Source organism: Streptomyces nanhaiensis, assembly GCF_046614825.1.
Lineage (GTDB): Bacteria > Actinomycetota > Actinomycetes > Streptomycetales > Streptomycetaceae > Streptomyces > Streptomyces radiopugnans.
Genome location: NZ_JBKJFM010000004.1, coordinates 33,106 through 58,685 on the forward strand (window position 1 = coordinate 33,106; position 25,580 = coordinate 58,685).

At 73.5% G+C, this 25,580-nt stretch carries 19 protein-coding genes and 1 riboswitch; of the genes, 6 read left to right on the forward strand and 13 right to left on the reverse strand.

All coding sequences use genetic code 11. The features are described from left to right. Positions 1-66 precede the first annotated feature (66 nt). The gene (locus tag ACLIYP_RS02330; protein WP_412711450.1) at positions 67-1,179 is read right to left on the reverse strand and encodes a ferrochelatase; all 1,113 of its coding nucleotides are present in this window, start codon (positions 1,177-1,179) and stop codon (positions 67-69) included. Positions 1,180-1,322: 143 nt separating this feature from the next. On the opposite strand from ACLIYP_RS02330, the gene ACLIYP_RS02335 reads away from it, so the two are divergent. Together ACLIYP_RS02335 and sepH are read left to right on the forward strand one after the other, a co-directional pair. Further along, positions 1,323-2,666: a D-arabinono-1,4-lactone oxidase gene (locus ACLIYP_RS02335; RefSeq protein WP_412711451.1), complete on the forward strand. Its 1,344-nt coding sequence runs from the start codon at positions 1,323-1,325 to the stop codon at positions 2,664-2,666. A gap of 469 nt (positions 2,667-3,135) precedes the next feature. Continuing rightward, positions 3,136-4,197, forward strand: coding sequence for a septation protein SepH (sepH, locus tag ACLIYP_RS02340; protein ID WP_412711452.1), 1,062 nt, complete (start codon positions 3,136-3,138; stop codon positions 4,195-4,197). A 98-nt stretch (positions 4,198-4,295) separates the two neighbouring features. Here the strand turns inward: sepH and ACLIYP_RS02345 are convergent, their stop codons facing one another. Next, on the reverse strand, positions 4,296-5,183 hold the full coding sequence (locus ACLIYP_RS02345) for a sulfurtransferase (RefSeq protein ID WP_412711453.1): 888 nt from the start codon (positions 5,181-5,183) through the stop codon (positions 4,296-4,298). Between the two features lie 248 nt (positions 5,184-5,431). Here ACLIYP_RS02345 and ACLIYP_RS02350 point away from each other — a divergent pair, with 248 nt between their 5' ends. Beyond that, positions 5,432-6,253: a VOC family protein gene (locus tag ACLIYP_RS02350; protein WP_412711454.1), complete on the forward strand. Its 822-nt coding sequence runs from the start codon at positions 5,432-5,434 to the stop codon at positions 6,251-6,253. Positions 6,254-6,286: 33 nt separating this feature from the next. Here the strand turns inward: ACLIYP_RS02350 and ACLIYP_RS02355 are convergent, their stop codons facing one another. The 4 genes from ACLIYP_RS02355 to ACLIYP_RS02370 all read right to left on the reverse strand — a co-directional run bounded on the left by ACLIYP_RS02355 (position 6,287) and on the right by ACLIYP_RS02370 (position 11,688). Beyond that, positions 6,287-6,973, reverse strand: a complete 687-nt coding sequence (locus ACLIYP_RS02355) for a thymidine kinase (RefSeq protein WP_412711455.1) — start codon at positions 6,971-6,973, stop codon at positions 6,287-6,289. 101 nt (positions 6,974-7,074) lie between these two features. Next, positions 7,075-8,274: an alkaline phosphatase family protein gene (locus tag ACLIYP_RS02360; RefSeq protein WP_412711456.1), complete on the reverse strand. Its 1,200-nt coding sequence runs from the start codon at positions 8,272-8,274 to the stop codon at positions 7,075-7,077. After that, positions 8,274-8,867, reverse strand: a complete 594-nt coding sequence (locus ACLIYP_RS02365; RefSeq protein ID WP_412711457.1) for a DUF5998 family protein — start codon at positions 8,865-8,867, stop codon at positions 8,274-8,276. Before ACLIYP_RS02365 ends, ACLIYP_RS02360 begins: the two co-directional genes overlap by 1 nt. Before the next feature lie 28 nt (positions 8,868-8,895). Beyond that, positions 8,896-11,688, reverse strand: coding sequence for a bifunctional acetate--CoA ligase family protein/GNAT family N-acetyltransferase (locus tag ACLIYP_RS02370; protein WP_412711458.1), 2,793 nt, complete (start codon positions 11,686-11,688; stop codon positions 8,896-8,898). 196 nt (positions 11,689-11,884) lie between these two features. Between ACLIYP_RS02370 and ACLIYP_RS02375 the strand changes: the two genes are divergently transcribed. Then, complete coding sequence (locus ACLIYP_RS02375; RefSeq protein ID WP_412711459.1) at positions 11,885-12,166, forward strand: HPr family phosphocarrier protein; 282 nt, start codon at positions 11,885-11,887, stop codon at positions 12,164-12,166. 202 nt (positions 12,167-12,368) lie between these two features. On the opposite strand, the gene ACLIYP_RS02380 is transcribed toward ACLIYP_RS02375, so the two are convergent. The 4 genes from ACLIYP_RS02380 to ACLIYP_RS02395 form a co-directional block, all read right to left on the reverse strand. Continuing rightward, a complete protein-coding gene (locus tag ACLIYP_RS02380) occupies positions 12,369-13,073 on the reverse strand; it encodes a GntR family transcriptional regulator (protein WP_412711460.1) in 705 nt (234 codons plus the stop codon). Positions 13,074-13,255: 182 nt separating this feature from the next. Further along, positions 13,256-14,158 carry a M23 family metallopeptidase gene (locus ACLIYP_RS02385; protein WP_412711461.1) on the reverse strand — a complete coding sequence of 301 codons (903 nt, stop codon included), beginning with the start codon at positions 14,156-14,158 and terminating at the stop codon, positions 13,256-13,258. Between the two features lie 13 nt (positions 14,159-14,171). After that, positions 14,172-14,344: riboswitch (cyclic di-AMP (ydaO/yuaA leader) on the reverse strand. A gap of 207 nt (positions 14,345-14,551) precedes the next feature. Further along, a complete protein-coding gene (locus ACLIYP_RS02390; RefSeq protein WP_412711515.1) occupies positions 14,552-15,928 on the reverse strand; it encodes a M16 family metallopeptidase in 1,377 nt (458 codons plus the stop codon). A 23-nt stretch (positions 15,929-15,951) separates the two neighbouring features. Then, positions 15,952-17,346: a M16 family metallopeptidase gene (locus ACLIYP_RS02395; protein WP_412711462.1), complete on the reverse strand. Its 1,395-nt coding sequence runs from the start codon at positions 17,344-17,346 to the stop codon at positions 15,952-15,954. Positions 17,347-17,561: 215 nt separating this feature from the next. Between ACLIYP_RS02395 and ACLIYP_RS02400 the strand changes: the two genes are divergently transcribed. Further along, positions 17,562-20,009 (forward strand): DNA gyrase/topoisomerase IV subunit A, encoded by a 2,448-nt coding sequence (locus ACLIYP_RS02400; RefSeq protein WP_412711463.1) that lies wholly within the window; start codon positions 17,562-17,564, stop codon positions 20,007-20,009. A gap of 77 nt (positions 20,010-20,086) precedes the next feature. On the opposite strand, the gene ACLIYP_RS02405 is transcribed toward ACLIYP_RS02400, so the two are convergent. Then, positions 20,087-21,142, reverse strand: a complete 1,056-nt coding sequence (locus ACLIYP_RS02405) for a CobW family GTP-binding protein (protein WP_412711464.1) — start codon at positions 21,140-21,142, stop codon at positions 20,087-20,089. A gap of 192 nt (positions 21,143-21,334) precedes the next feature. Between ACLIYP_RS02405 and ACLIYP_RS02410 the strand changes: the two genes are divergently transcribed. Then, complete coding sequence (locus tag ACLIYP_RS02410; protein WP_412711465.1) at positions 21,335-22,246, forward strand: sucrase ferredoxin; 912 nt, start codon at positions 21,335-21,337, stop codon at positions 22,244-22,246. Positions 22,247-22,292: 46 nt separating this feature from the next. On the opposite strand, the gene ACLIYP_RS02415 is transcribed toward ACLIYP_RS02410, so the two are convergent. Further along, complete coding sequence (locus ACLIYP_RS02415; protein WP_412711466.1) at positions 22,293-22,766, reverse strand: DUF485 domain-containing protein; 474 nt, start codon at positions 22,764-22,766, stop codon at positions 22,293-22,295. Between the two features lie 233 nt (positions 22,767-22,999). Next, positions 23,000-25,111 (reverse strand): DNA gyrase/topoisomerase IV subunit B, encoded by a 2,112-nt coding sequence (locus ACLIYP_RS02420; RefSeq protein WP_412711516.1) that lies wholly within the window; start codon positions 25,109-25,111, stop codon positions 23,000-23,002. Positions 25,112-25,580 lie beyond the last annotated feature (469 nt).

Consider the following 25,580-nt stretch of genomic DNA (forward strand, 5'->3'; position numbering starts at 1 on the left):
TCGGCGGTGTAGGACGGGCGTCGGACGGCTGCCGGACGAGTGTGTCGGGCGGCTGCCGGACGGGTGTCAGGCGTAGGGGCTGTCGGCGCCCGCGGCGGCGGGCCTGGGCGTACGGGCCGGGCAGCAGCCCACCGGGCACACGTCGTGGCTGGGGCCCAGCGCGCCCAGTGCGCAGCGCTCGGGGCGCTCGCCGCGCTCGGCGGCGGCGCGCTCGGTCACCAGGTCGCGCACGGCCGCGACGAAGCGCGGGTCGGCGCCGACGGTGGCCGACCGCACCGCCGGCAGGCCCAGCTCCCCGGCCTTGGCCATCGCCTCGGTGTCGAGGTCGTACAGGACCTCCATGTGGTCCGAGACGAAGCCGATCGGGACCATCACCGCGGCCGGCGCGCCCTGCCCGTGCAGCGCCTCCAGGTGGTCGCAGACATCAGGTTCCAGCCAGGGGATGTGGGGGGCGCCGCTGCGGGACTGGTAGACCAGCTCCCAGGGCCTGTCCACCCCGGTCTCCTCGCGCACCGCGTCGGCGATCACCCGGGCCACGTCCAGGTGCTGGGCGACGTACGCGCCGCCGGCCGGCCCGGAGGTCTCGGCCTGGGAGAGGGGGATGGAGTGGGTGGTGAAGACCAGGTGCGCCCCCGCGCGGACGTCCTCGGGCAGCTCGGCGAGCGAGGCCAGCACCCCGTCGGTCATGGGGCGGACGAAGCCGGGGTGGTTGAAGTAGTGCCGCAGCTTGTCCACCCGCGGTACCGGGAGCCCCTCGGCCTCCAGTGCGGCCAGGGCCTCGGCGAGGTTCTCCCGGTACTGGCGGCAGCCGGAGTACGAGGCGTACGCGCTGGTGGCCAGCACCAGGATCCGGCGGCGGCCGTCGGCCGCCATCTCGCGCAGGGTGTCGGTCAGGTACGGCGCCCAGTTCCGGTTGCCCCAGTAGACGGGCAGGTCCAGCCCGTTGGCGGCGAAGTCCTCGCGCAGGGCGGCGAGCAGCCCGCGGTTCTGGGCGTTGATCGGGCTGACGCCGCCGAACAGGTAGTAGTGCTGCCCGACCTCCTCCAGCCTCTCCCGCGGGATCCCCCTTCCGCGGGTGACGTTCTCCAGGAACGGCACCACGTCGTCGGGGCCCTCCGGTCCTCCGAAGGACAGCAGCAGCAGGGCGTCGTAGGGGCGGGCGTCAGTTGCGTCGGACATGTCTCGATCCTGCCATCCGGCCGCGGAGCAGACCGCCCGGACCCGCGGTGGGGCCGGGAACGGCCCGCGTGAGTATGATCCCCCTCCGACCCGCCGGGTCCAGCGCCCGCGCGGTACGCCAGCCATGGGGAGGGCCGTCAGCGATGAGCACGCGCACAGCACGGCGTACGAAGCGGCCCGCGCCGCCGACGTGGCGCAACTGGGCGGGCAACGCCACCGCCCGCCCGCTGCGGACCTCGGCCCCCTCCACCACCGAGGCGCTCGCGGAGGTGGTGCGCCGCGCCGCCGAGGACGGGCTGACGGTCAAGGCCGCCGGCACCGGGCACTCGTTCACGCCCGTGGCCGCCACCGAGGGGGTGCTGATACGCCCCGACCGCCTCACCGGCATACGCCGGATCGACCGCGGGGCCGGGACGGTGACGGTGGCCGCCGGGACGCCGCTGAGGCAGCTCAACGAGGCGCTGGCCGCCGAGGGCCTGTCCCTGACCAACATGGGCGACATCATGGAGCAGACCGTCTCCGGTGCGGTCGGCACCGGTACCCACGGCACCGGCCGCGACTCCGGCTCCCTGGCCGCCCAGATCCGCGCCCTGGAGATGGTCCTGGCCGACGGTTCGGTCCTGCGGTGCTCCGGGGGCGAGGCCGGCGAGAATCCGGAGGTGTTCGCGGCGGCCCGCATCGGCCTGGGGGCGCTGGGGGTGATCACCGAGATCACCTTCGCCGTGGAGCCGCTGTTCCTGCTGACCGCGCGCGAGGAGCCCATGCGCCTGGACGCGGTACTGGCGGACTTCGACCATCTGGTGCGCGACAACGAGCACTTCGAGTTCTACTGGTTCCCGCACACCGACCGCTGCGTCACCAAGCGCAACAACCGCAGCGACGGACCGGCCGACCCGCTGCCGCGCCTGGGCGGCTGGCTGGAGGACGAGTTCCTCTCCAACGGCGTCTTCCAGGCGGCCTGTTCGGTGGGCCGGGCCTTCCCCGCCGCCGTGCCCGGCATCGCGCGGATCGCCGGCCGCGCACTGTCGGCCCGCACCTACACCGACATCCCCTACAAGGTGTTCACCTCGCCGCGCCGGGTGCGCTTCGTGGAGATGGAGTACGCCCTGCCCCGGGCGGCCGCGGTGGAGGCGCTGCGCGAACTGCGGGCGGTGGTGGGCCGTTCGGGACTGCGGGTGAACTTCCCCGTCGAGGTGCGCGTCGCGCCCGCCGACGACATCACGCTGTCCACCGCCTCGGGCCGCGACACCGCCTACCTGGCGGTGCACGTCTACCGGGGCACCCCGCACGAGCGGTACTTCACGGCCGCCGAGCAGATCATGGTCGCGCACGGCGGGCGCCCCCACTGGGGGAAGCTGCACAGCCGCGACGCCGGGTACCTGTGCGAGGTCTATCCGCGCTTCGCGGAGTTCACCGCGCTGCGCGACCGCCTCGACCCGCACCGGGTGTTCGGCAACGACCACCTGCGGCGGGTGCTGGGCGACTGAGCCGGGCGCAGCACCACCACCGGCCCGCCGCCGCCAGTCCACCGCCGTCAGCCCGCCGCCCCGCCCGTCCCCCTGCCGGGCCGGGTCGCACATATCTTCCTCTCCGCCCCCGCGGGGTGGTTTCCGGCCAAGGTGGTGGTTCCGTTTCGGCGGATTCCGTGAAGATCCACACCTTCGATGCCGTCTTTTTACGGCCGGCGCGGTGTTCAACTCCCCGTCGCTGTGAGAACTTGGGCGGCGTGCCGATCCAACGGCGTGGCCCCAATGGAGTAGTGTGGCGAGCCCTGACCCTGGCCCCGGTCAGCCGGTACCACGGACAGTCACCGCGTCGGTCACTTTCCGTGGTCAACAGGCAACCGTGCCACAGTGGCGGATCAGGGCGCGGGCCCGACACGCCGGGCAGGTCGGCAAGGTTGTGGCAGGCTGCGCCCGGGCACGCCACACTCGTCTAGCGGGAGCAGCGACGCACGTGACGTCGGCAGGCACCACCCGGGAGGTTCCCATGCCCGAACTGCGTGTCGTGGCCGTCAGCAACGACGGCACACGGCTGGTGCTCAAGGCTGCCGACAACACGGAGTACACACTCCCGATCGACGAGCGGCTGCGCGCCGCCGTCCGCAACGACCGCGCCAGGCTCGGCCAGATCGAGATCGAGGTCGAGAGCCATCTGCGCCCCCGCGACATCCAGGCCCGCATACGGGCCGGAGCCACCGCCGAGGAGGTCGCCCAGCTCGCCGGCATCCCCGTGGACCGCGTACGGCGGTTCGAGGGGCCGGTGCTCGCCGAGCGCGCGTTCATGGCCGAGCGGGCCCGCAAGACACCGGTGCGCCGCCCCGGCGAGAGCACCGGCCCGCAGCTCGGCGAGGCCGTGGCCGAGCGGCTGATGCTGCGCGGCGCCGACAAGGAGACGGTGCAGTGGGACTCCTGGCGCCGGGACGACGGCACCTGGGAGGTGATGCTCGTCTACCGGGTGGCCGGCGAGCCCCATTCGGCGAGCTGGACGTACGATCCGCCGCGGCGGCTGGTGCAGGCCGTGGACGACGAGGCGCGGGCGCTGATCGGCGAGAGCGACGACACCCCCGAGCCGAGCTTCCCGTTCGTGCCGCGCATCGCGCGGCTGCCGCGCGACCGCTTCGACCGGACGGAGCGGTCCGACGCCTCCGAGTCCGAGCCGCCGGAGGCCGCGGGCCAGGACGCCGGCGTCGAACGGGACTCCCTGACCAGCCTGTTGGAGGCGGTGCCCAGCTTCCGGGGCGATCTGGTGGTGCCGGAGCAGTCCTCCTCGCCCGACGGCGCGCCGGAGGACGAGGCCGAGGAGCCGGAGGCGGTGGAACCGCCCGCCCCCGCGGCGAGCGCGGGGGCGGCCTACGCCGATGTGCTCATGCCCCGCTCGGTGGCGGGCCACCGCGACCGGCTCACCGGCAGCACCGACCGCCAGGCCGAGGCGGACGGCGTCCGCCCGGGCCGCCGTGCCGCGGTCCCCAGCTGGGACGAGATCGTCTTCGGCACACGCCGCAAGAAGCAGGAGTAGGGCGGCGGCGGCACGGCCCGGGAAGCGGGCCCGGAGGGCGGCGGGGCTCTGCCCCGCCGCCCTCCGGCGCGTGCGCTGGCCGTGCGCCGGCCCGGCCCTCAGCCCGGATCGGGGCCCGTGGCCACCGGGCGGGAGGGGTCGGCGGACCACTGCGACCAGGAGCCCGGATACAGCGCCGCGTCGATGCCCGCGATCGCCAGCGCCAGGACCTCGTGGGCCGCCGAGACCCCCGAACCGCAGTAGACGCCGACCTCGGTGTCCGCGTCGATGCCCAGTCCGGCGAAGCGGGCGGCAAGTTCGGCGGCGGGCCGGAAGGCGCAGGGGGCGCCGCCGGAGGTGCTGTCGGCCGTGTTCTCCGTGGTGGGTGCCGACACGGCACCCGGGATGTGCCCGGCGACGCGGTCGATCGGCTCGACCTCGCCGCGGTAGCGCTCGCCCGAGCGGGCGTCGAGCAGCACCCCGGTGCGGGCCAGGGCCGCCGCGCCGTCGGCGTCGAGCACCGGCAGCGCGCCCGGCCGGGGCGTGAAGTCGCCCTCGGGCGGCCGCGGCACCTCGCCGGTCAGCGGGCCCTCCCAGGCCGCGAGACCGCCGTCCAGCACCCGCACGTCCTCGTGGCCCGCCCAGCGCAGCAGCCACCAGGCACGGGCCGCGGCCCAGCCCCGGCCGCCGTCGTAGACCACCACCGGGTGCCCCTGCCGGACACCGGCCCGGCGCATGGCCGCCCCGAAGACCTCCGGGTCCGGGAGAGGATGACGGCCCGTTCCCTCCCCCACCGGCCCGGCCAGTTCGGTATCCAGGTCCACGTAGACGGCTCCGGGCAGGTGCGCAGCGTCGTAGCCGGGGTGCCGGGGAGAACCGTGGCCCTGGGGCCGGGGCGAACCGGTCGGCTCCCATCGGACATCGAGCAGCGTGGGCGGGGTATGCGGTGGGGAGGGCGAACCGGTGAGTTCGCGCGCGAGTTGGGTAGGGGAGACGATGACTGCCATGGCCGTATCTTCGCGCGGCCGTTCCCGTATGTCCTGGCCACCGCCCGGCGCGGCCCGCCCGTGTCGGCGTGCGGAGCGGGGCCGGGGGCGAGATGTCCGCTGTTCTCCCCGGAGGACCTCCTCTCCCCTTAAGGGCTGGACGGCCCCGTGCGCGGCATGGGCGTCGAATGAGACCATGGACACCGACAGTGCACGGAAGATCACCGGACGACCGCATCGACGACGGTCCCGAGGAGAGAAGTGAAGAGATGACCGAGGCAGCGGCACGACACGCTCCGGGCACCCCCTCCTGGCTGAGCCTGCTGGCCCAGGACCCGGCGGCGAGCCAGGAGTTCTACCACGAGTTGTTCGGCTGGGAGTACCGGCAGGGTCCGGGGCCGGGGTCGGCCGGCCCGCACTTCCGTGCGCTGCTCGACGGGAGCGAGGTCGCGTGCATCGGCCAGATGCCGCGGGGGCGGCAGTGCCTGCCCGCCTGGCTGCCGTACCTGTCCGCCGACGACGCCGACAAGGCCGCGGAGCTGGTCCGGCTGTGCGGCGGGACGGTCGGGGTGGGGCCGCTGGACATGGAGGGGACGATGCGCGTGGCGATCGCGGCGGACCCCTCCGGGGCCTCCTTCGGGATACGGCAGACGGACACGCGGCCCGGGGCCCGCATGGGCGGCGGCCCGGGCACGGTGGTGTGGAACGAGCTGGTCACCCACCGGGCTTCGGCGGTCGAGAAGTTCTACCAGACGGTGTTCGGCCTGGAGAGCGAGCCCTCCGGGGAGCACCCGGGCGCGGACGGTGCGGTCGGTGCGGACGCGGAGCCGGAACGCCTGACCCTGACGGCGCACGGCCGGATCGTCGGCGGCGTCCGCGGCGTCGGGGACGAGTTGCCGCACGACCGCGGCTCGCACTGGCTGATGTACGTCGAGGTGGCCGACACCGACGCGGCGGCGCGCCGGGTGGCCGAACTGGGCGGACGCGTCCTGCTCCCGCCGCACGACACGCCGTACGGGCGGACGGCGCGGGTCGCCGACCGCGAGGGCGCGCCCTTCGCGGTGGTCCACACCGGTCGCCGGGGTTCGTGAAACGCCCTGGGGCGAGCGCCCGTTGAGGGCCGTTCAGCCGTGGTGCAGGGCGGGGGCGTCCGCACCGTCCACGGGCAGTACGTCCGGGGACAGCGCCCCCGCCCGGGCCGCGGCCGCGGTGAGCCGGCGCCGGTGGTGGCGCCGGCACAGCACCTCGTAGCCGACGTCCTCCCCCGCCGCGCCCTGCGGGCCCGCGACGTCCCCGACGACGACCTGTGCCCCCTCGACGACCATCCGGCCGCCGACGGTACGGGCGTTGTGTGTGGCGCGTGCGCCGCACCAGCACAGCGCCTCGACCTGGAGGGACTCGATCCGGTCGGCCAGTTCGATCAGCCGCCGGGAGCCCGGGAAGAGCCTGGTGCGGAAGTCGGTGGTGATGCCGAAGGCGAAGACGTCGATGCCCAGGTCGTCGACGACGCAGGCGAGTTGGTCGACCTGCTCCGGCTCCAGGAACTGCGCCTCGTCCGCGATCACGTAGTCCGTGCGGCCACCGGATGTCAGATGCCGCACCAGATGGGCGTGGAAGTCGAAGCCCTCGCCCGCCTCCACGGCCTCGGTGACCAGACCGAGCCGTGAGGAGAGCCGCCCCTCCCCCGCCCGGTCGTTGCGGGTGAAGATCATCCCCGACAGTCCCCGCGCCGAGCGGTTGTGCTGGATCTGGAGCGCGAGGGTGCTCTTCCCGCAGTCCATCGTTCCGGCGAAGAAGACCAGTTCGGGCATGGGGAGGCGGAACCTTTCGGCAGTCGGCGGGCGGCGTACGGCGGTGGCGGGCGGACCGGCGCGCGGCGGCGCCCGGGTCCGGCGGGCCTGGCGGCCCCGGGCTACGTGCGGACTTCCAGCAGCGGGACCAGCTGCTCGGCCGGCGTCATCGAGCCGTGCATGCCGATCAGTTCGGACTCGTTGGGCTCGGTCTCGGTGGCGACGACCGCGACCGTGCCGGTCATCGCGGCCACCACGTCGCCGATCCGGGCGCGCACCCGGTCGTCGACGCGCGGACCGAACCAGCCCAGTTCGATCGCCTCGTCCCGGGTGGCCACCCACGCCCGGTCCGCCAGGACCTCGCGCCAGACGGCGTGGACGTCACCGGCGGCGCCGGGCACCGCGTACAGATGGCGGGCCCGGCCCTCGCCGCCGAGCCGTGCGACGCCCGCGCGCAGTTCCCAGTCGTGGTCGAAGTCGTAGCGGGCGTCCGGGTCCCGCGGGATGTCCACCATGCCGTGGTCGGCGGTGATGTAGAGCGCGGAGCGCGGCGGAAGCCGCTCGGCCAGGCGCTGGGCGAGGCCGTCGACGTACATCAGCTGGCCGCGCCAGGCGTCGGAGTCGACGCCGTGGCGGTGGCCGCTGCCGTCGAGTTCGGCGTAGTACGTGTAGACCAGCGCTCGGTCGGCAGAGCCGAGCCGCTCGGCGGCCAGGTCCATGCGCTCCTCGGCCGACAGGCGGCCGAGGAAGGAGCCGCCCGACAGCGCGATCTTCGTGAGCGGGGTGTGCTCGAAGTGGGGAGCGGTGACCTGGCAGGCGGCGACGCCGGCGGCGTCGGCGAGCTGGAAGACGGTGGGGTACGGCTGCCACCGGTACGGGTCGGTCCACGGCTGCCAGCGCAGCTGGTTCATCAGCTCGCCGGTGGCCGGGTCGAGCACGGTGTAGCCGGGCAGCCCGTGGGCGCCGGGCACCCGGCCCGTGCCCACGGAGGCGAGCGAGGTGGCGGTGGTGGAGGGGAAGCCCGCGGTGAGGGGCTGCCCGGTGCCGCCGCGCGAGGTGTGCAGCAGGGATGACAGGAAGGGGGCCTCCCCGGGATGGGCGGCCAGCAGTTCCCAGCCCATGCCGTCCACCAGGAAGACGCACACGCGGTCGGCGGGCTCCAGCTCCAGGCCCGAGGAGAGTCCGGGCACGCCCTGCCCGGCGGCGACGGCGGGCAGCAGGTCGGCCAGCGACGCGTCGCCGTAGCGCGGCACGGGCGCGGTGCGCGGATCCAGGGGGACGGGGTCGTGGGCGGCCGGGCCGTGCGGGAGGGACTGGACCATCAGCGGGCGCCGGCGGTGGCCGCGGTCGCCTCGGACAGCGCCTGCGCGAAGGCGAGCGCCTGGCGGACGGTGTCCGGTCCGTCGCCCGCCTCGCTGACGCGCAGCGAGAGGTCGTCGGCGGTCAGGGAGCCCGTGTAGCCGTGGTCGGCCTCGCAGTTGGGGTCGCCGCAGTTGGCGGGCTCCATGTCGAGGCGGGAGACGGCGCCCCAGCCGATGGTGAGGACGACCTCGCGCGGCAGGGTGCCGGGGGTGTAGGACTCGGGGTTGGCGACGACGCGGCTGAGGACGACCGAGGAGATCCGCTCCAGCTTCACCGACTCGGTGGAGGTGGTGGCGTACGGCGAGGGGGAGGTGCCGTCGGCGGGCTGCTCGTCGGTGTGGCTGACGATGAACCGGGTGTCGGTGAGCACCAGCACCGTGACGTGGCGGCGGACCTCGTTGGAGTCGAAGGTCGTCTCCTGGTGGACCACGTACGAGGAGACGGGCTCGCCGCCCACGGCGGACTCGACCGCCTCGGCCACGAGAGCCGGGTAGTAGCCGCTGCGCTCGATGGCCGCGCGCAGCCCCTGGGTCGTCGTACCGGTCTTCGCCATGCGGCCCATCCTACGGGGACCGGGCGGATCAGTACGCGGGCAGGCGGCGGGGGCCGAGGTCGGCCCAGGCGGGGTGGGCCGTGCCGAAGGGGGCGGGCGGCTCGGCGACGCGGACGGCCGCGTCCAGGACGGTCAGCCCGCGGGCGGCGACGACCACCGGTTCCAGGTCGACGGATACGACCTCGGGGTGGTCCTCGACCAGCCGGGAGACGCGCAGCAGCAGCTCCTCCAGGGCGCCCGTGTCCACCGGCTGGGCGCCGCGCCAGCCGAACAGCACGGGCGCGGAGCGGATGGAGCGGACCAGCTCGGCCGCGTCCCGGTCGGTGACGGGGACGAGCCGGTGGGCGACGTCGCCCAGCAGTTCCGAGGGCGGGCCGGCCAGCCCGAAGGAGAGCACCGCGCCGATGGCGGGGTCGACGGTGGCCTTCACCGCGGTGTCCACGCCGCGGGGCGCCATGGCCTGGACGACGGGCCGCAGCTCGGCGGGATCGCCCAGCTGCTCGGTCATCCTGGCGTAGGCGCGCCGCAGTCCGGCCTCGCTGCCGATGTCCAGCCGTACGCCTCCCAGGTCGGGGCGGTGGCGCAGGTGGGGGGCGGTGGTCTTCAGTGCCACGGGGTAGCCCAGCCTCTTCGCGGCGGCGCGGGCGGCGCGGGCGTCGGGCGCGGGCAGGACGGGCTGCACCGAAACGCCGTAGTGGCCCAGCAGTTCGGCCGCCTCCCCACCGCTCAGGGGGGTGCTGCGGAGCGTGCCGCGGTCCGGCTCGCGCACCCGGGCCAGCAGGGCGGCGGCGGCCGCCTCGTCGATGTCGTCGTACTCGGGCACCCGGCCCGGTTCGGCCGCGTCACGCCGCCACTGCGCGTAGCGGACCGCCTCCGACAGGGCGCCCACGGCGCGCTCGGGTGCGGGGTAGGCCGGCAGGCGGTGCTCGGCGAGGGCGGCGTCCAGGCCCTCGATGGCCAGATGGACCACGACCACCGGCTTGGCCTGGGCGCCCGCGGCTCCCGCGCCGCTCCCGCCGCCCCCCTCACCGCCGCTCGCGCCGGCGGCCGGCTCGCGCAGCGCCTGTGCCAGTGACTCGGCCAGCAGGGCCGCGTCCTTCGGGCCGTGGCTGGCGTCCACCCAGGGGATGGCGGTGACCACGACGGCGTCGGTGGCCGGGTCGGCGAGGGTGGCGGACAGGGCCCGGCGGAAGTCCTCGGGGGTGGCCTCGGTGGTCAGGTCGGTGACGGGCTGCGGGCGCAGACCCCGGGCCAGGCAGGCGTCGTAGGTGAGCAGGCACAGCGACTCGGCGTTGCCCAGGATGCCCACGCGCGGCCCGGCGGGCAGCGGCTGGGTGGCCAGCAGCACGCCGGCGTCGACGAGTTCGGTGACGGTGTCGACACGGATGACACCGGCCTGCCGCAGCAGCGAGGAGACCGTGGCGTCGGGGGTGCGGCCGGCCGGGACGGCGTGGCCGGGGGGCGGGGCGCTGGCGTTGTGGCGGGCGCCCTTGACCACGACGATCGGCTTGCGGGCGGCCGTGCGCCTGGCCAGGCGGTTGAACTTCCTTGGGTTGCCGAAGGACTCCAGGTACATCAGGACGACGTCGGTGTCGGGGTCGTCGTCCCAGTACTGGAGCACGTCGTTGCCGGAGACGTCGGCGCGGTTGCCGGCCGAGACGAAGGTGGAGACTCCGCCGGCCCCCCGGCCGCGGCGGTGCAGTCCGGCGAGCACGGCGATGCCGATGGCCCCGGACTGCGTGAACAGCCCGATGCGGCCGCGCTCGGGCGTCTCGGGCGACAGGGTGGCGTTGAGCCGGACGTCCGGGGCGGTGTTGATCAGGCCGAAGGCGTTGGGCCCGATGATGCGCATCCCGTACGAGCGGGCCTGCCGCACCAGTTCGCGCTGCGCGTCGCGGCCGAAGTCGGCGGAGAGGACGACCAGCCCCTGCACGCCCCGCTCCCCGCACTCGGCGACCACACCGGGCACCTCCCGGGCGGGGACGGCGACGACGGCGAGGTCGACGGGCTCGGGGATGTCGCGCACCGAGCGGTGGGCGGGCACCGAGTCGATCTCGGCGCGGCCGTCCTCCAGCGCGCGGTTGACGGCGTGGACGCGGCCGGTGAAGCCGGCCGTGCGCAGACTCTCCAGGACGGTGCGCCCGGCCCCGCCCGGGTCGCGGCTGGCGCCGATGACGGCGACCACACCGGGCGACAGCAGCCGCTGCACGGAGCGGGCCTCGGCGCGCTGCTCGCGGGCCCGCATGACCGCCAGGGACTGCTCGGTCGGTTCGATGCCGAAGGTGAGGTGGACCGCGCCGTCCTCGAAGCTGCGCTTCTGGGAGTAGCCGGCGTCCGTGAAGACCTTGACCATCTTCGTGTTCGCGGGCAGCACCTCGGCGACGAAGCGGCGCACCCCGCGCTCGCGGGCGCAGGCGGCGATGTGCTCCAGCAGGGCGGAACCGACCCCGCGGCCCTGGTGGTCGTCGCGGACGAGGAAGGCGACCTCGGCCTCGTCGGCGGGCAGGGAGGCGGGGCGGCCGGAGGAGTCGATGCGGTCGTAGCGGACGGTGGCGATGAACTCACCGCCGACGATGGCGGCCAGGCCGACCCGGTCGACGTGGTCATGGTGGGTGAAGCGGCGTACGTCGCGGTCGGAGAGCCGGGGGTAGGGGGCGAAGAAGCGGTAGTACTTCGACTGGTCGGAGACCTGCTCGTAGAACCTGACCAGGCGCTCGGCGTCGTCGGGCGTGATGGGGCGGACCCGGGCCGTGCCGCCGTCGCGCAGCACCACGTCGGCTTCCCAGTGGGCGGGGTAGGCAGGCTCGCTCGGCGTCCGCATGGGGGTCAGCCTAGTCACCGGGCCCAGGATCGCGGAGGTGTCGGCTCCCCTTCCCGGGCGCCCGTCTGTGCGAAGCTGGGCCGGGCCCCGGACCTGCGGACCGGACCAGGCCGGACCCGGACCGGTCCGCGCCGGCCCGGCCCGGTCCGGTCCGGCTCGATCCGCTCCGATCCGTTTCGACTCGAAGGGCGACACCATGGCAGAGCGCCGTGTCACCGTGGGCTGGCCCGAGGGCCTGCACGCCCGCCCCGCCGCGATCTTCGTCCGCGCCGTGACCTCCTCCGGCGTCCCCGTAACCGTGGCCAGGCCGGACGGCGAACCGGTCAACGCCGCCTCGTTGCTCTCGGTACTGGGGCTGGGGGTGGAGGGCGGCCAGGAGATCGTGCTGGCCTCCGCGGCCGAGGACGCCGGCACCGTCCTGGACCGGCTGGCGAAGCTGGTCTCCGAGGGGCTGGACGAGCTGCCCGGGGCCGTCTGAGCCACCCGTACGGTGTCCGGCCGCGCCGGACCGGGCCCGTACACGGCACTGGATACGGGCCCGGCGTGGAAACGCGACGGAAATCACCGGAGGACCACCACCGGAAAAGGCTGCGGGCGAACGCCCCGCAGCCTTTTTCCGCACCCGGAGCATTTCGGGCGCGCATTCACCGTGCATTCTCTTCCTGTGTACACAATTCCTGTTACGGGTTGTCACACGGTGTGTTTACGGCGTGTTTCGTTCTTCTCACCGGGACTTTCCGGCGCCCGTCGCGCGCGGCCACCGGCCGCTGCTCGCGGCGCACCGCGACGGAGCGTTCCACATGCTCGCTCGCCAGGGCGCGCGCCCGCTCCGCGTCGCCGCGCGCGACGGCGTCCACGACGGCTCCGTGCTCCCGCCACACGGCGACCGCGCGCAGCGGCGGTTCCGCGGCGTAGACCCAGTTGATCTTGCGGCGCAGCTGCGTGAGCAGCGAGGCCAGACTGGGACTGCCCGACGCCCGGGCCAGCGTCTCGTGGTACCAGTCCTCCAGAGCCCCCAGGTCGGACAGCCGACCGCTCTCCGCGCGCTGCAGGCCCAGGCGGACCAGTCCGCGCAGCACCCTCAGCTGCGCCTCGGTGCGGCGCCGGGCGGCCCGCGCGGTACCCAGCGGCTCCAGCAGGGCGCGGATGTCGAGCAGGTCGGCGGCCTCCTGCTCGGTGGGCTGGGCGACACAGGCGCCCGCGTGGCGGCGGGAGACGACGAAGCCCTCCGACTCCAGGGTCCGCAGGGCCTCGCGCACCGGGACGCGGGAGACGCCGTAGCGTCTGGCGAGGAGTTCCTCGGTGAGCCGGGCCCCGGGCGGGAACACACCGGAGACGATGTCGTCACGGACCGCGCTGCACACCATGTGCGCGGAAATACGCATGGGCCGACCTCCACCGCCGTCTCCATGTTTCCCGAAGTGCCGCAGAGACGAACTGTATTCCACTGCCACGCGTTTTCCGATGCCCGCCGGAAAACAGACGTGAAAACATCCGCCGCGCGACCTCTCGGGCCGCGCGGCGGATGCCGGTGCGTGATCGCCGGGTGCCCTGCGGGCCCGGTCCGTCAGACGTCGACGCCCTTGCCGGCCAGATAGGTGATCGGGTTGAAGTCCGAGCCGTAGTGGGCGCCGTTGCGGGCCTCGAAGTGCAGGTGCGGGCCGGTGCTGTTGCCGGTGGAGCCGACCGCGCCGATCTGCTGGCCGCCGCCGACCTTCTGGCCCGCCGAGACCTTCGTGGCGGACAGGTGGGCGTACTGGGTGTACTTGCCGTCGTCGTGGCGGATGACGATCTGGTTGCCGTACGCGCCGCCCCAGCCGACCGTCACCACGGTGCCCGGGCCGACGGACCGCACCGGGGTGCCGGTGTTGGCGGGGAAGTCGATGCCGCTGTGCTTGCCGGAGGACCAGGAGGCGCCGGCCTGCTTGTAGGTGGTGGTGGTGTCCACGCCCGCGACCGGGTCGACGTAGCCGGTGGCCGAGCGGCGCTCGGCGGAGCGGTCGGCTCGCTCGTTCGCGCGCTTCTTCGCGGCGGCCTCGCGCTTCGCGGCGGCCTCGCGCTCCTTGGCCGCCTCGGCGGCCTTCGCGGCCTTCTCCTTCGCGGCCTTCTCCTTCGCGGCCTTCTCCTCTGCCGCCTTCTCCGCGGCGGCCTTCTCCGCGGCGGCGTCGGCCACACGCTGCTGAGCCTGGGCCTGGGCCCTGACGTCGTCGGCGATCGTGTCGCCGACGGCCATGGCCTGGACGAAGCCCAGGGCGTAGGTTCCCGAGCCCTCGCCCGGAGCGGCGATCGCGGGGGTGGCGGCGGCGCCGACCACGCCGGTGACGGCGACGGCGGCGGCTCCGACCAGACCGGCGCGGGTGCGCACGGAGCGGCTGGAGAGGTGGTGCTTCTCGGTGAGGCTCTCGGTGAGCCCGGTGAGCTTCTCGGTCAGCTTCTCGGCGAGCTGCGCGGTGGCACGGGTGAACGCCATGGGAGGCGTACTCCTTTCCTTCCTTCTCGCCTACCGGGTTAGCTGTCGGGTTCGGAGCAGGAAGGTCTCCTACGGGCGCACGGCCCGATTCACCCCAGGTGCCTCGGAGGAGGACCGCTCCCGCGCAGAAGGGCGGGAGGGTGGGTCCCCGGCTCCCCCGCTCGGGGGACTCGGCGATCACTGCCGTCGGCCGCGGTCGCGGTCACTTCTGACGGCCAGCGGGATCGACGCTAAACGGACAAATTTGAGCGAGCAAGCAAATAGTGTCTTTTGTAGGCCACACCACACAGGCCGCCCACCGGAACAGCCCAAAACCGGACATACGGAAGGCCCTTGGTGTGGCAACCCCACCAAGGGCCTTCCTTCACACAGCCGCCGCGGCGCGGCCGGGGATCACTGGTCCGTGACGACCGTCACCTCTCCGATGCCCAGGTCGCGCACCGTGTCGGCGATCTGTGACGCGTCTCCCACCAGCACCGTCACCAGGCGGTCCGCGGGGAAAGCGGCCACGGCCGCCGCCGTCGCCTCCACCGTGCCGGTCTCGGCCAGACGCGCGTACAGCTTCGCCTGGTAGTCGTCGGGAAGGTGCTGCTCCACCTGGTCGGCGAGGGTGCCGGCCACGGCAGCCGCCGTCTCGTAACGCAGCGGGGCCACCCCCACCAGGTTCTGCACGGCCGTGTCGCGCTCGGCGTCGGTGAGGCCCTCCTCCGCCAGGGTGCGCAGCACGCGCCACAGGTCCTCCAGTGCGGGACCCGTCACATCGGTGGCCACCGAGCCGTTGATCGCCAGCATCGAGGCGCCGGTGCCCTCGGGCGAGGAGCGCAGCACCTGGGCGAAGGCCCGCACGCCGTAGGTGTAGCCCTTCTCCTCGCGCAGCACCCGGTCCAGGCGGGAGGTGAGCGTGCCGCCCAGGCAGTACGTGCCGAGCACCTGGGCGGGCCAGACCCGGTCGTGCCGGTCGGGGCCGATCCGGCCGATGAGGAGCTGGGTCTGCACCGCTCCGGGCCGGTCCACGACGACCACCCGGCCGGTGTCGTCCGCGGTGATCGGCGGGACCGGGCGCGGCCCGGCGGCCGCGCCCTTCCAGTCCCCGAGGGTCTCGGCCAGCGCCTTGTCCAGGTCCACCCCGGTGAAGTCGCCGACCACCACGGCCGTGGCCGTGGAGGGCCGCACGTGCTCCGCGTAGAAGGCGCGCACCGCCGCGGCGTCGATGTTCCCGATGGTCTCCTCGGCTCCCTGGCGGGGCCGCGAGAGCCGGGAGTCGGCCGGGAACAGCTCCTTCGACAGCGCGATGGCCGCCCGGCGGGCGGGATTGGCCAGCTCGTGCGGGATCTCGTCCAGGCGGTTGCGCACCAGCCTCTCGACCTCGCCCTCGGGGAAGGCGGGGGCGCGCAGCGCGTCGGCGAGCAGGCCGAGCGCCCTGGTCAGCCGGGAGGCGGGGACCTCCAGGGAGACCCGTACACCGGGGTGGTCGGCGTGCGCGTCCAGGGTGGCGCCGCACCGCTCCAGCTCGGCGGCGAACTCCTCGGCACTGTGCCGGTCGGTGCCCTCGCTCAGCGCCCGGGCCATGATCCCGGCCACGCCCTCCAGGTCGCGGGGCTCGGCCTCCAGCGGCGCGACGAGGTTGACCTCGACGGCCACGACCTTCTGGCCGGGGCGGTGGCAGCGCAGCACGGTCATCCCGTTGGGCAGTTCGCCGCGCTCGGGGGCGGGGAACGCCCACGGCCGGGGCTCGCCGCCGCGGGGCTGGGGGTGGAACTCCATCGACATTCCGTTCTGGGCCGTGGCGTCGCTCACTGAGCGGCCTCCTGGTCGTGGGTGCCGGCGCCGGCGCCGGTCTCGGAGACGGTGGCGCCCTCGGAGACGTCGGCCCCGGTGTCGGGGGCGGTCACCTGGGTGGGCTCGTAGATCAGCACCGCGCGGTTGTCGGGGCGCAGCCGGGCCGCGGCCACCTCGCGCACCTCGTCGGCGGTGACCTGGAGCACGCGCTCCACAGCGGTCAGGGCGAGCTGGGGGTCGCCGAACAGCACCGCGTAGCGGCACAGCTCGTCGGCGCGGCCGCCGACCGTGGCCAGCCGGTCCAGCCACTCGCGCTCCAGCAGCGCCTGGGCGCGCTCCATCTCCGCCGGGGTCGGCCCCTCCTCGGCGAAGCGGGCCAGCTCCTCGTCGACCGCCCGCTCGATGTCGGCGATCTCGGCGTCGCCGGACGCCTTCACGTCCAGCCACCCCATCGAGGGCGCCCCCGCCAGCCGCAGCATGCCGAAGCCGGCGGTGACGGCGGTGCGGTCGCGGCGGACCAGGCGGGTCTGCAGGCGGGAGGAGTCACCTCCGCCGAGCACCGTCAGCGCCAGGTCGGCGGCGTCCGCCTCACGGGTGCCGTCGTGCGGCAGCCGGTAGGCGGCCATCATCGCCCGGGAGGGCACCTCCTCGTGGAGGATCTGCTTGACCTCCTCGCCGATGACCTCCGGCAGGGAGCCGTCGCGCGGCGGCCGCTTGCCCTCGTGGGAGGGGATGGAGCCGAAGTACTTCTCGACCCAGGCGAGCGTCCGCTGCGGGTCGATGTCGCCGACGACCGCCAGTACGGCGTTGTTCGGCGCGTAGTAGGTGCGGAAGAAGTCCCGCGCGTCCTCCAGGGAGGCGGCGTCCAGGTCGGCCATTGAGCCGATGGGGGTGTGGTGGTACGGATGGCCCTCGGGGTAGACCATCGCCGTCAGCCTCTCGAACGCCGTGCCGTAGGGCACGTTGTCGTACCGCTGGCGGCGCTCGTTCTTCACCACGTCACGCTGGTTCTCCATGGACTCCTCGTCCAGGGCGGCCAGCAGCGACCCCATGCGGTCGGCCTCCAGCCACAGCGCCAGCTCCAGCTGGTGGGCGGGCATCGTCTCGAAGTAGTTGGTGCGCTCGAAGCTGGTGGTGCCGTTGAGCGAGCCGCCCGCCCCCTGCACCAGCTCGAAGTGGCCGTTCCCCTTCACCTGTGCCGATCCCTGGAACATCAGGTGCTCGAAGAGGTGCGCCAGACCCGTGCGCCCGGCGACCTCGTGGCGCGATCCGACGTCGTACCAGAGGCAGACCGCGGCGACCGGCGTCTGGTGGTCCTCGGAGAGCACCACGCGCAGGCCGTTGGCCAGCCGGTGCTCGGTCGCCGTCAGGCCGCCGGCGGTGGGCGGAGGGGAGGCCGTGTGAGCCATGGGCAGGGAGTCCCTTCGATCGCGATCGCGGACCGCGTTCTCACAACGCGTGTGTGGTCACTGTATGCAAGCGACCGGACAAAGCGCGAAGTTCCCGTACGGTTCGGGGCGGGGACCGGACTGTCGGTGCCGAGGTCCACAATGGTGCCCGTCCGTCCCCTGCCCCGGCACGGGGACACACAGTCCGCAGTACGCAAGAAGGAGTCGCAGCCGCGATGGCCCGCCGCAGCACGAAGACCCCGCCGCCCGGGGGAGAGTTCGAGGAGCGCGTCCTCGACATCGACGTCGTCGACGAGATGCAGGGCTCCTTCCTGGAGTACGCCTACTCGGTCATCTACTCGCGCGCCCTGCCCGACGCGCGCGACGGACTCAAGCCGGTCCACCGGCGGATCCTCTACCAGATGCACGAGATGGGGCTGCGGCCGGAGCGCGGCTACGTCAAGTGCGCACGCGTCGTCGGCGAGGTGATGGGCAAACTCCACCCGCACGGCGACAGCGCCATCTACGACGCGCTGGTGCGCCTGGCCCAGCCCTTCTCCATGCGGCTGCCGCTGGTGGACGGGCACGGGAACTTCGGCTCGCTGGGCAACGACGACCCGCCCGCCGCCATGCGGTACACCGAGTGCCGCTCCGCCCCGGCGGCCGGGCTGATGGTCGAGTCGATCGACGAGGACACCGTCGACTTCGCGCCCAACTACGACGGCAGCGAGTCCGAGCCGTCCGTACTGCCCTCCGCCTACCCGAACCTGCTGGTCAACGGCTCCTCCGGCATCGCGGTCGGCATGGCCACCAACATGCCCCCGCACAACCTGGGCGAGGTGATCGCCGCCGCCCGGCACCTGATCCGGCACCCCGGCGCGGACCTGGAGACGCTGATGCGTTTCGTGCCGGGCCCCGACCTGCCCACCGGCGGCCGGATCGTCGGCCTGGAGGGCATCAAGGACGCCTACGCCAAGGGGCGCGGCACCTTCAAGATCCGCGCCACGGTCTCCGTGGAGAACGTCACCGCGCGGCGCAAGGGCCTGGTCGTCACCGAACTGCCCTTCAACGTCGGCCCCGAGAAGGTCATCTCCAAGATCAAGGACCTGGTCAACGGCAAGAAGATCCAGGGCATCGCCGACGTCAAGGACCTCACCGACCGCGAGCACGGGCTGCGGCTGGTCATCGAGATCAAGAACGGCTTCAACCCCGAGGCCGTGCTGGAGCAGCTCTACAAGCTGACGCCGATGGAGGAGTCCTTCGGCATCAACAACGTGGCCCTGGTCGACGGCCAGCCGCTGACGCTGGGGCTGAAGGAGCTGCTGGAGGTCTACGTCGACCACCGCTTCACCGTGGTGCGGCGGCGCAGCGAGTTCCGGCGCGGCAGGCGGCGCGACCGGCTGCACCTGGTCGAGGGCCTGCTGGTGGCGCTGGTCGACATCGACGAGGTCATCCGGATCATCCGCTCCAGCGAGAACGCCGCACAGGCCAAGGAGTCGCTGATCGCCCGGTTCGGCCTGTCCGAGGTGCAGACGCAGTACATCCTCGACACCCCGCTGCGCAGGCTGACGAAGTTCGACCGCATCGAGCTGGAGGCCGAGCGCGACCGGCTGAACGCCGAGATCGAGGAGCTGACCCGCATCCTGGAGTCCGACGCGGAGCTGCGCAAGCTGGTCTCCTCGGAGCTGTCCGCGGTCGCCAGGAAGTACGGCACCCCGCGCCGCACCGAGCTGCTGTCCTCGGCCGACGTCCCGGCGGCGGCCGTCCCGCTCCAGGTGGCGGACGACCCGTGCCGGGTGCTGCTGTCCTCCACCGGGCTGCTGGCCCGCACCGCGGGCGGCGAGCCGGCCTTCGACTCCTCCGCCAAGCGCCGCAAGCACGACGTGGTGGTCTCGGCCGTCCCCGCCACGGCCCGGGGCGAGGTGGGGGCGGTGACCTCCGCCGGGCGCCTGCTGCGGATCTCGGTCATCGACCTGCCGCAGCTCCCGGAGAACTCCGCGCCGAACCTGGCGGGCGGCGCCCGGTTCACGGAGTTCCTGTCCCTGCGGGAGGGCGAGGAGCTGGTGTGCCTCACCACTCTGGACGAGTCCTCGCCGGGGCTGGCGCTGGGCACGGAACAGGGCGTGGTCAAACGGGTGGTGCCCGACTACCCCTCCAACAAGGGCGAGTTGGAGGTCATCACCCTCAAGGAGGGCGACCGGATCGTCGGCGCGGTGGAACTGCGCACCGGCGAGGAGGACCTGGTCTTCATCACCGACGAGGCGCAGCTGCTGCGCTTCCCCGCCGGGCAGGTCAGGCCGCAGGGGCGCCCGGCCGGCGGTGTGGCGGGCGTCAAGCTGGGCCAGGGGGCGAAGGTGATCTCCTTCACCGCCGTCGACCCGGCCGCCGACGCGGTGGTCTTCACGGTCGCGGGCTCGCACGACACGCTGGTGGGCGAGGTGGGCACGGCCAAGCTGACGCCGTTCGACCAGTATCCGCGCAAGGGCCGGGCCACGGGCGGAGTGCGCTGCCAGCGCTTCCTCAAGGGCGAGGACCATCTGACCTTCGCCTGGGCCGGCGCCGCGCCCGCTCGCGCGGCGGACGCCAAGGGCTCGCCGGTGGACCTGCCGGAACCGGACCCGCGGCGCGACGGCTCGGGCACTCCGCTGGCCAAGCCGGTCTCGGTGGTCGCCGGGCCGGTGTGACCTCACGGTGTGACCTCACGGTGCGGCGGCCACGGGCCGGGCCGCCGCACCGCCGACCGCCCCGCGAAGCGGCGCGGTCAGGGCCGTACGTAGCGCAGGACGCCCCACATGCTGTCGGGGCCCGCCTCCTCCGGCGAGCCTGGAGCCGCGCAGGAGGCCAGCTCCCCGCGCACCGCGTCGGCGTCGATACCGGAGCCGATCAGCACGAGCTGGGTCAGACGCGGCTCGCCGCTCCCCCACGCCCCGGGACTGAAGCGCAGGAAGCGGCCGACCGCGTGCAGCCCGTACTTCTCCCGGTGGCCGGGCACGCCGAAGTGGACGAAGCCCTTGATCCGGTACAGGCCGTCGGGCCTGCCGTCCAGGAACTCCATGAGCCTGCGCGGGTCCACCGGCTCGTCGGTGGTGAACTCCACGCTCTGGTAGGCGGCGTGGAGATGCCCGTCGTGCCCTTCGCCGCATCCGCGCCCGGCCTCGCGGATCTCGGCCCACACGTCCTCGAAGGAGAGCTGCCGCATCCCCTGTGCGCCGTCGTCGCGGGGGCGCGGGTCGAAGAGCAGCTCCGGGTCGACGCGCCCGTGGGAGGCGCGGACGACGGGCACGCCCCGGCCGATCCTCCGCAGCTCACCGGTCAGGGCGGACAGCTCCTGCTCACCGGCCCGGTCCGCCTTGTTGAGCACCACCAGATCGGCCATCGCCACATGCCGTTCGAGCTCCGGGTGCCTGGCCCGGGTGCTCGCGAACTCCACGGCGTCGACGACCTCCACCAGCCCGCCGTAGACGATGTTCTCCTCGGCGCTGGAGAGGATCATGCGGATCAGGGTCTGCGGCTCAGCGAGGCCGCTGGCCTCCACCACGATGACGTCGATGCGGGCCGAGGGGCGCGAGAGGCGCTCCAGCATGGCGTCCAGGTCGCTGGTGTCGACGGCGCAGCACAGGCAGCCGTTGCCCAGGGAGATCATCGAGTCGACCTGCCCGGCCACCGACATGGCGTCGATCTCGATGCTGCCGAAGTCGTTGACGACCACACCGATGCGGGTGCCCCCGCTGTGGGCGAGGAGGTGGTTGAGAAGGGTGGTCTTCCCGGACCCGAGGAAACCGGCGAGCACGACGACCGGGATCCGCTTCCTGACCAAGCTCGCGCCTCCATCGTGCGGGTGGCAGCCGTACCGGAACGGCTGCCGATGGTAGCCGACGGCCCCTCCCGTACCCGATACCGCCCGCGCCCCGCACCCGCACCCGCGCCCGCACCGCTCTGCGGGATCCTGGCCGGGCCCGCCCGTCCAACCGGTGGGACTCCCGGGGCGTGAGCGGTTAGGCTCCCCTGTGTGAGTACCTGTTCGACCGCCTCCCGGGCGCTGGCCGAACCGCCGGCCGCCACCGCCGCGACCGCCCGGACATGGCTGCTGGTCGAGCAGCCCGGACCGTGGGGGGCCAGGGCCCTCACCGACAGCCGTCTCGACCCGGTGCTCGGCCGTGCGCTGGAGCGGGCCGCCGAGGGCACCGGTGTACGGGTCGCGCTGATCCGCCGCCCCGGCCGCCATCCGGACCGCCACGAGCCCGCCGTCCGCCGTGTCTACCTCGCCCACACCCTCCCCGGCCGGTCCTGGGTGCGTACCGCCCTGCTCACCGGCCCGGACGAGCTGTACGGCCTCGACGCGGCCGTCATGGCATCGCTGGGCGCGGGCGACCACGGCGGGCTGTGGGAGCCGTACGCCGGCGATCCGCTGGCCCTGGTGTGCACCAACGGCAGGCGCGACCGCTGCTGTGCCACCCTGGGCCGCCCGCTTGCAGCCGAACTGGCGGCCTCCGAGGCCGGTGAGGTGTGGGAGACCACCCACATCGGCGGCCACCGTTTCGCCCCCACCCTGCTGGTCCTGCCGTACGGCTATGTGTACGGCAGGCTGGGGGGCCACGCCGTCAAGGGCGTGCTGGACGAGTTGCGGCGCGGCCGGATCGCCACCGACGGGTGCCGGGGCCGGTCCGCCTGGGACCGGCCGGGCCAGGCCGCCGACCTGGCGGTGCGCGAGCTGACGGGCGAGGCGGGTGCCGACGCCCTGGCGGTCACCGGCACCACGGGCGCCGCCCCTCGGTGGAGCGTCACGGTGGCCCACACCGACGGCCGCTCCTGGCGTGTCACGGTCACCGAGAACACCGATGTCCCGCCCGTGGCCGCGAGCTGCGGCGCCGTTCCCGCCGTACAGCCCCGCGTGACGGCCGTGGACGTGGCCCCGCTCTGACCCGGCTTCCCCGGGCCGGGCGGGGTGTGGTCCGGCCGCGCGCCGGTCATCCGGCCCGGTCTCCCCTCCCCTGGGCCGCCGCACCCGCCGCGTGGAGCGGTTCGCGTCCGCACCGGCACGGCTCGGGGGCCTCCACGCGCCCGTCCCGGCGCGGACGCGTGTGGCGGGCGTACGCCCGGACCAGCAGGCAGACGGCGGCGAACTGCGCGAGCCCGGCGGCCGTGCCCGCCGTGACGGGCCCGCCGCCCAGTACCCGGCCCGTAACGCCGGGCACGGCGGTGACCGCGACCAGGTACGCCAGGTGGCAGGCGAGGAGGGCGGCGCCAGCGGACAGGACGAGGCGGCGGTGGCGGCGGCTGCGCGTCCCGCGGGGAGTTGCTCCGCGGGAGCGGGTGAGGCGGGCGGCGCCGGCGGCTGCCGTACCGGGAGCGGCCCGTCCGGGGAAGGGCGCAGCGGCGGCGCCGCACTCCCCCTCCCAGCCGGAGGCGAGGGTGTCGTGCCAGGGGTCGTCGATCCGCATGTCCCAGGATGGGCAGGGCCCCGGCCCCCGCGGGAGACCAATCCGGACTCTTCACCCTTTCAGGGGAGGATTCGCCGAGCAGGCCCCGTGCCCCGGCGGGCCTGGCCGCCGGACGCCCGGGCCGTGACCTGGGGCTGGTCCGTGACCTGGGCGGGAAAAACCGCGCCCCCGCCCCCGGACGGGCCGGAGGCGGAGACGCGGCGACGGCGGCGGAAGGCCTGGGACTGCGTGGGTCAGACGTCGATCCGGGAGCGGTCCAGAGTGGCCGCGGAAGTGGTGATGAACTCCTTGCGCGGTGCGACCTCGTTGCCCATCAGCAGGTCGAAGGTCTTCTCGGCGGCCTCCAGGTCGCTGATGTTGATGCGCCGCAGGGTGCGGTGGCGCGGATCCATCGTCGTCTCCGCGAGCTGGTCGGCGTCCATCTCGCCCAGGCCCTTGTAGCGCTGGATGGAGTCCTTGAAGCGGATCCCCTTGCCCTGGAGCTCCAGCAGGGTCTGGCGCAGTTCGTTGTCGGAGTAGGTGTAGATGTACTTCGCCTGGCCCCGCCGGGGGTTGATCAGCTCGATCCGGTGCAGCGGCGGCACCGCCGAGAAGACCCTGCCCTGCTCGACCATCGGCCTCATGTAGCGCTGGAAGAGCGTCAGCAGCAGGCAGCGGATGTGCGCGCCGTCGACGTCGGCGTCGGCCAGGAAGATGACCTTGCCGTAGCGGGCCTGGTCGATGTCGAACGTCCGGCCCGAGCCCGCCCCTATGACCTGGATGATCGCGCCGCACTCGGCGTTCTTCAGCATGTCGGAGACGGACGACTTCTGGACGTTGAGGATCTTGCCGCGGATCGGCAGCAGCGCCTGGAACTCGGAGTTCCGGGCGAGTTTGGCGGTGCCGAGCGCCGAGTCGCCCTCGACGATGAACAGCTCGCTGCGCTCGACCTCGTCGCTGCGGCAGTCGGCGAGCTTGGCCGGCAGGGCGGAGGACTCCAGCGCGGTCTTGCGGCGCTGGGCCTCCTTGTGCTGGCGGGCGGCGATGCGGGTGCGGGCCGCGGCCACGGCCTTCTCCAGCACCGAGCGGGCCTGCTGCCTGGCGTCGCGCTTGGTGGAGGTCAGGAAGGCCTTGAGCTCCTTGGAGACCACCTGGGCGACGATCCGGGAGGCGGCCGAGGTGCCCAGCACCTCCTTGGTCTGCCCCTCGAACTGCGGCTCGGCCAGCCGCACGGTGACGACCGCCGTCATGCCCTCCAGGGCGTCGTCCTTGACGATGTCGTCCTCGGCGACGCGCAGCAGCTTGGTGGAGCGCAGCACCTCGTTCACCGTGCGGGTGACCGCGCGCTCGAAGCCAGCGACGTGGGTGCCGCCCTTGGGGGTGGCGATGATGTTGACGAACGACCTGACCGTGGTGTCGTACCCCGTCCCCCAGCGCAGCGCGACGTCCACGCCCAGCTCACGGGTGACCTCGGTGGGGATCATGTGGCCGCGCTCGTCCAGGACGGGGACGGTCTCCTTGAAGGTGCCCTGGCCCGTCAGGCGCAGCACGTCGCACAGCGGCCGGTCCGGGGCCAGGTACTCGCAGAACTCGCTGATGCCGCCGTCGTAGTGGAAGACCTCCTCCTCGGGCTTCCCGGGAGACGCGCCGTCGAGCCCGCGCTCGTCGCGGACGACGATCGTCAGGCCGGGCACCAGGAAGGCGGTCTGGCGGGCACGCGCGTGCAGGTTCTCCAGGGAGAGCCGGGCGTCCTTGAGGAAGATCTGGCGGTCGGCCCAGTACCGCACACGGGTACCGGTACGGGTCTTGGGGATCTTCTTGCCCTTGCGCAGGCCGCTCGCCGGGTCGAAGGGGGCGTCCGGACCGGACTCGGTGAAGAGGCCCGGGACGCCGCGCCGGAAGCTGACGGAGTGCGTGCGGCCGTCGCGGTCGACCTCGACGTCGAGGCGGGCGGACAGCGCGTTGACGACGGACGCGCCGACGCCGTGCAGACCGCCGGAGGCCGCGTACGAGCCGCCTCCGAACTTTCCGCCGGCGTGCAGCTTGGTCATCACGACCTCGACGCCCGACAGCCCCGTCTTGGGCTCGATGTCGACGGGGATGCCGCGGCCGTTGTCCTGCACCTCGACGGAGCCGTCCTCACGGAGGATGACCTCGATGTGGTCGCAGTGCCCTCCGAGGGCCTCGTCGACCGAGTTGTCGATGATCTCCCAGAGGCAGTGCATGAGGCCGCGGCTGTCGGTGGAGCCGATGTACATGCCGGGCCGCTTGCGCACCGCCTCCAGCCCCTCGAGGACGAGCAGGTGCCGCGCGGTGTAGTTGGAACCGTCACGGTCCGCGCCCGTGAGCAGGGCGGTGGACGGCATGGGGTTTCCCCTGCCGGAGGCCAGGGGAGTCTCGGCGGTCACGCGGTTCGCTCCTCGCTGAATTTCGCTGGGGATGGCTGTCTTGCGGGTCAGAGGGTACCGAGGCCATGGAGAGCCAAGGTGAAGCCACCCAGGAGAAGGCCCATGCTAAACCAGCGTCGACCAAGCGTTCGATAACTCGTCCGGGTGACGTGTACATCACGTTCCCTTCCGGGCATGAACCATCTAGGCTCCGGGCACGTCCTCTGGAACGACACCGGCGAGACCGGCGCCGGAGGAGACAACCGAACACACAACACGAAGACGGCAAAGATCAACACATCTCTGTAAACGGCTCATTCGCCGCCAACCGGCAACATGTCAGCCACCTCACACAGAGATTTTCGAGGAAAAGCCACGAGCGGGAACGTTTTCGGCCTGGTTGGATGTTGACCCTGGTACGACAGCTCGTCGAGCTAGAGAAGAGGCG

Excerpts from the sequence above, each read along its gene's own strand:
- ACLIYP_RS02420 (WP_412711516.1), bottom strand. The coding sequence starts at position 25,111 with ATGCCGTCCACCGCCCTGCTCACGGGCGCGGACCGTGACGGTTCCAAC.
- ACLIYP_RS02335 (WP_412711451.1), top strand. The coding sequence starts at position 1,323 with ATGAGCACGCGCACAGCACGGCGTACGAAGCGGCCCGCGCCGCCGACG.
- ACLIYP_RS02345 (WP_412711453.1), bottom strand. The coding sequence starts at position 5,183 with ATGGCAGTCATCGTCTCCCCTACCCAACTCGCGCGCGAACTCACCGGT.
- ACLIYP_RS02390 (WP_412711515.1), bottom strand. The coding sequence starts at position 15,928 with ATGTCGATGGAGTTCCACCCCCAGCCCCGCGGCGGCGAGCCCCGGCCG.
- ACLIYP_RS02370 (WP_412711458.1), bottom strand. The coding sequence starts at position 11,688 with ATGCGGACGCCGAGCGAGCCTGCCTACCCCGCCCACTGGGAAGCCGAC.
- ACLIYP_RS02375 (WP_412711459.1), top strand. The coding sequence starts at position 11,885 with ATGGCAGAGCGCCGTGTCACCGTGGGCTGGCCCGAGGGCCTGCACGCC.
- ACLIYP_RS02355 (WP_412711455.1), bottom strand. The coding sequence starts at position 6,973 with ATGCCCGAACTGGTCTTCTTCGCCGGAACGATGGACTGCGGGAAGAGC.
- ACLIYP_RS02415 (WP_412711466.1), bottom strand. The coding sequence starts at position 22,766 with ATGCGGATCGACGACCCCTGGCACGACACCCTCGCCTCCGGCTGGGAG.
- ACLIYP_RS02380 (WP_412711460.1), bottom strand. The coding sequence starts at position 13,073 with ATGCGTATTTCCGCGCACATGGTGTGCAGCGCGGTCCGTGACGACATC.
- ACLIYP_RS02395 (WP_412711462.1), bottom strand. The coding sequence starts at position 17,346 with ATGGCTCACACGGCCTCCCCTCCGCCCACCGCCGGCGGCCTGACGGCG.
- ACLIYP_RS02360 (WP_412711456.1), bottom strand. The coding sequence starts at position 8,274 with ATGGTCCAGTCCCTCCCGCACGGCCCGGCCGCCCACGACCCCGTCCCC.
- ACLIYP_RS02330 (WP_412711450.1), bottom strand. The coding sequence starts at position 1,179 with ATGTCCGACGCAACTGACGCCCGCCCCTACGACGCCCTGCTGCTGCTG.
- ACLIYP_RS02365 (WP_412711457.1), bottom strand. The coding sequence starts at position 8,867 with ATGGCGAAGACCGGTACGACGACCCAGGGGCTGCGCGCGGCCATCGAG.
- ACLIYP_RS02400 (WP_412711463.1), top strand. The coding sequence starts at position 17,562 with ATGGCCCGCCGCAGCACGAAGACCCCGCCGCCCGGGGGAGAGTTCGAG.
- ACLIYP_RS02385 (WP_412711461.1), bottom strand. The coding sequence starts at position 14,158 with ATGGCGTTCACCCGTGCCACCGCGCAGCTCGCCGAGAAGCTGACCGAG.
- ACLIYP_RS02350 (WP_412711454.1), top strand. The coding sequence starts at position 5,432 with ATGACCGAGGCAGCGGCACGACACGCTCCGGGCACCCCCTCCTGGCTG.